Origin of the sequence: Rhodococcus sp. (in: high G+C Gram-positive bacteria), from assembly GCF_049591685.1 — a bacterium.
Lineage (GTDB): Bacteria > Actinomycetota > Actinomycetes > Mycobacteriales > Mycobacteriaceae > Rhodococcoides.
Map to the genome: position 1 here is coordinate 1 of NZ_JBAWFH010000222.1, position 4168 is coordinate 4168.

Annotated in this window: 2 protein-coding genes; one reads left to right on the forward strand and one right to left on the reverse strand. The window is 63.7% G+C overall.

What is annotated here, in order from left to right; translation table 11 throughout:
• A partial coding sequence (locus WBQ44_RS09410) for a (Fe-S)-binding protein (protein WP_495566438.1) occupies positions 1–2958 on the reverse strand: 2958 nt, incomplete at its 3' end.
• A gap of 543 nt (positions 2959–3501) precedes the next feature.
• Between WBQ44_RS09410 and WBQ44_RS09415 the strand changes: the two genes are divergently transcribed.
• Positions 3502–4164, forward strand: coding sequence for a DUF8020 domain-containing protein (locus WBQ44_RS09415; RefSeq protein ID WP_495566439.1), 663 nt, complete (start codon positions 3502–3504; stop codon positions 4162–4164).
• Positions 4165–4168 lie beyond the last annotated feature (4 nt).

Consider the following 4168-nt stretch of genomic DNA (forward strand, 5'->3'; position numbering starts at 1 on the left):
CTTCCCCGGCGTCCTTGCGCCGGGCTTCTTGAACCCAGATTTCACTGCCAGTCCCTTCGGCTTGACCGTCGGCTTGGATTCCGACGCTTCGGCGGATGGAGCCGTGTCGGCTTTCGGAGCCTCTGCAGCGGGAGCGGCTTCACCCTTCGGTGCTTCGGCCTCCGTTGCTGCGGGTGCGGACTCGGCAGGCTTGCCCGGTGCCTTGGCGCCTGGCTTCTTGAAGCCGGACTTCACTACCAGCCCCTTGGGCTTGACGGTGGGCGTGGATTCCGACGAGGTATCCGCCGGTGCTTCGGCAGTGGTCGAAGCTTCGGCACCCGCTGCGGGTGCGGCAGCATGCTTACCGGGCGCTGGTGCGCCGGTTTTGCCGCCTGGTGCCTTGCCCTTGAGCTGCAGACCCTTGCTGCCCGGAGGCTTTGCTCCGCCGGCCAGGCCGAGGCCCTTGGGCTTGGAAGCGTCCTCAGCTGTATCACCGGATTCGCCTGCGGTCGACTTCGGTCCGGCCACCTTGCCGGGAGCCGGAGCACCCGGAGTCTTGGAGCCCGGCGCCTTGGCCAGACCCTTCATCTTCAGGCCGCCGCCTGCCTTCGCGGGCTGCGCCTTCTTCGTCGCCTCTTCGGGGTCGCCGCCTTCGGCAGCGATCTCGATCTCCTCGACACGGCCCTTTTCTTCGACCGCCGATGCCTTCTCGGTTGCGAGATTTTCCGCCGGTGTCGCGGCACGCTCGGGTTGAACCACCTTGATGTTCTGCGCGAGAACAGACGACTCGACCCGGGTGATCGACTCGAGCATCAGCTGCGCGACGTCGACGACCTCGACACCCTCGTGGGCGCCGCCTTCCTGACGTGCGGTGACACCGTCGGTGAGCATGACGCGGCAGAACGGGCAGCCGGTCGCGATCTTCTTCGGGTTGGTCTGCAAAGCCTCGTCGACCCGGTCGATGTTGATGCGCTTGCCGATGTTCTCTTCCATCCACATGCGCGCGCCACCGGCGCCGCAGCACATCGACCGTTCACCGTGACGCGGCATTTCCTTCAGGTTGGAGCCGGCCGCGGCCATGAGCTCACGGGGTGCGTCGTACACCTTGTTGTGACGGCCCAGGTAGCACGGATCGTGATAGGTGACGTCCTGGCTGACCGATGCCACCGGTATGAGCTTCTTCTGACGCACCAGGCGGTTGAGCAGCTGGGTGTGGTGCACGACCTCGTACTCGCCGCCCACCTGCGGATACTCGTTGCCGAGAGCGTTGAAGCAGTGGGCGCACGTGACGACGATCTTGCGCTTCTTTTGCTCGACGCCTTCGAACACGTTGTTCAGCGTCTCGATGTTCTGCATCGCGAGCTGCTGGAACAGGAACTCGTTGCCTGCGCGGCGAGCAGAGTCGCCGGTGCAGGTCTCGTCGGCGCCCAGCACCATGAACTTGACGCCCGCGGTGGCGAGCAGCTCGGCGACGGCCTTGGTGGTCTTCTTCGCGCGGTCCTCGTAGGCGCCGGCGCAACCGACCCAGAAGAGGTACTCGTAATCCTGGAACGAATCGGCGTCCTGGCCGAAGACCGGGATGTCGAATTCCATCTCGTTGATCCAGTTGAGACGGTCCTTGGCGTTCTGACCCCAGGGGTTGCCCTTGTTCTCGAGGTTCTTGAACAAACCTGCGAGCTCGGACGGGAACTCCGATTCGATCAGCACCTGGTAGCGGCGCATGTCGATGATGTGGTCGACGTGCTCGATATCGACTGGGCACTGTTCGACGCACGCACCGCAGGTGGTGCAGCTCCACAGAACCTCGGGGTCGATGATGCCGCCCTCGATGGCGTCGGCGACGAGCTTGCGATCGGCTTCGTCACGCGCGGACTGAGGGATCTTGTCGAGCTTGGCCTGGTCCGGCTTGCCGTCGGCGTCGACGAGACCGATCTCGTCTCCGGCCATGTCTTTCTTGCCGCCGGCCAGCAGGTACGGGGCCTTCTCGTTGCCGTGGTCGCGGAGCGACATGATGAGCAACTTGGGGGAGAGCGGCTTGCCGGTGTTCCATGCGGGGCACTGCGACTGGCAGCGGCCGCACTCGGTGCAGGTGGTGAAGTCGAGCCAGCCCTTCCAGGTGAAGTCCTCGATCTTGCCTGCGCCGAAAGCGTCGACGTCGGGGTCGGCCTCTTCCATGTCGAGGACCTTGCCGCGGGACATCATCGGCTTGGCTGCACCGAGGGCGACTCCGCCGTCGGCCTCGCGCTTGAAGTAGATATTGGGGAACGCCGTGAACCGGTGCCACGCAACGCCCCAGTTGATGTTGCGGCCCACAATGAGCAGCCAGATCATGCCGGTCATCAGCTTGACGAACGCGAACACGGACACCAGTTCGGGGCTCGCGGGGAGCAACTTGGCAACCTGCATGGTGAAGAAGTCGGAGTAGACGTTCGCGTGCCCGTAGGTCGCGATCTTGCCTGCCTTGACGAGGATCATGCCGAGGCCCTCGAGGAGCACGATGCCCTCGATGACGTAGGCGACCTTCATCCGCGAGCCTGCGAAGCGCGACTGACGCTCGGGCTTGCGCGGATGGTTGAGCTGGCGAATGACGATGAGGGTGACGATGCCGACGACGGTGCCGATGCCGAGGAGCTCGTCCCACAGGTGCCACGCGAACGTGTTGCCGAAGATCGGCCAGTGGAATTCGGGATTGAACGTCTGCCCGTACGCCTCGAACCAGAGGAGGAATCCGCCGAGGAAGCCGACCATGACGAGCCAGTGGGCCCAGCCGACAGTGCGGAACTTCGTCATCCGCGTGTGCGCGACGAATTCGATCATCATCTGCTTGAAGCGCGGGATGAAGGGGCGCAGTCGCGACTTGTCGGGCTGGCCCTGCGCAATCGCGCCCACCATTTTGTAGATGCCGCGGAAGAAGTACGCCCAACATACGAGACTGAGCAGCGCACCGACCGTGCCCAACGTGATCGTCAGGGCGTTCATGTAAGCGGCCTTTCGTTCAGCGGTAGCGGGGGGAGCTACCTCGGGTCAGCCCGATGAGCCTAAGAGTAGCGACGCTACCCGTCGGTAACAACTCCAGTGTTACTGGCGAGTAACTTAAGCGCGACGCCGGGCGAGGCGCTGGTCGATCGCGGGACGTGATTTCCTCGCGGTGGGCTGAACCGGTCGGTAGGTCGTGTCCTGCCGGTCACGTTATGCCCACTGTGCGACAGCTCTGCTGCGCAGGCAGACCTAAGTTGTGTTCACTACGTTCACGGAGCGAGTCGACAGCGCCGCTTCCTGCACAAGTCGAGGTTGGATTGACGGGCGGCGCCCTGTCTGTTTTCGGGTGAAGGTGAGCAGAAAGTGACGTGGGGCTACCGAAGGGACTCGAAACGGCGTCAAGACAATAACGCTCGGTCGGACTTGTAAGTTATGCTGCTGCCCGAACCGACTTTTCGCGGATTTGGTCCGGGGTAATTCGCAACTGACGGACTCGGTTAGGTACTGCCAGGCACGACTGCATAGAAACGGAACATCTTCACAATGAAACTCAGCAAACTGGTCGTTACGGCTGCGTTCGTCGCATCCGCAATGGGTCTCGCCAGCGGCACTGCCTATGCAGATCCGACCCCGGCTGCCCCCGCCACCGGCGAAGACATCGGCTACGAATCCAAGCTCGAAGACCGCACGATCGTCACGACGATCGATGCAGGCGTGTTCAAGGTCGCCGACGACGGCAAGACGGTCGACGTGCTCGACTCGGCCGACAAGGTCGTTGTGACGCTCCCGCTGTCCTTCAACCTGGGCGGCCTGAACTTCCCGTACGAGCAGAACGTCGACGACGACGGCAAGACGCTCCGTCTGGTGCCGCAGCTCGACCTGACCAAGGCCTCTGCGAACTCCCGCAGCATCGGTGCCACGCCGGTCGCCTCGCCTGACGAGAATCTCAAGGCGCAGCAGACCTTCGCGTCGCAGCTCGGTATCGCGACCGCCATCGGAGGATTCACCGGAACCGCGATCGGCGCCTTGGCGGGCGGCCTCGGCTTTCTGGGTGGGCCCGTTGGTCTGGCGTCTGTGCCCCTCGGTGCGACCATCGGCGGAATTGCCGGCACCATCATTGCCGGTGGACCCACCCTGGTTGTCGCTGGTATCGACCTGATCAACACCCTCACGGCTCCTCCGGGAACCACCAAGTTCGCCAACTAAGACC